The sequence below is a fragment of the Anaerotignum faecicola genome (assembly GCA_024460105.1).
GTDB lineage: Bacteria > Bacillota > Clostridia > Lachnospirales > Anaerotignaceae > JANFXS01.
Window position 1 is genome coordinate 1 of record JANFXS010000430.1, and the last position, 413, is coordinate 413.

Sequence of the window (413 nt, forward strand, 5' to 3'; positions counted from 1 at the left end):
GAAACAGCAAATCTATCGTCTTTCATAATATTTACCTCCTGTTATTTTATTATCATATTGTCAAGGGAACCGTTCGGCGGCACCATAGGGAACACATTTTCTTCCGGCGGTATAACGCAGTCTATAACGGCCGGCCCTTCTATGGCAAAAGCGTCGTCAATAGCTTTTTCAAGCTCCTCAACATTAAACGCCCTGAAACCTTTTGCTCCGAAAGCGTCGGTAAGCTTTACAAAATCGGTTTTTCTCTCCAGCACCGTAGCCATATAATGGTTGTTAAAAAACAGGCTTTGCCACTGGCGTATCATTCCAAGCATCCCGTTATTTAACACAACAATCGTAATCGGAAGGTTTTGGCTGACAGCCGTCGCCATTTCATTCAGGTTCATTCCGAAACTTCCGTCGCCTGTAAAAAG

The 413-nt window shown here is 43.8% G+C and carries 1 protein-coding gene; it reads right to left on the reverse strand.

Annotated features, from left to right (window positions below; all coding sequences use genetic code 11):
• Nucleotides 1-41: 41 nt before the first annotated feature.
• A partial coding sequence (locus NE664_14720) for a thiamine pyrophosphate-dependent enzyme (GenBank protein MCQ4727888.1) occupies nucleotides 42-413 on the reverse strand: 372 nt, incomplete at its 5' end.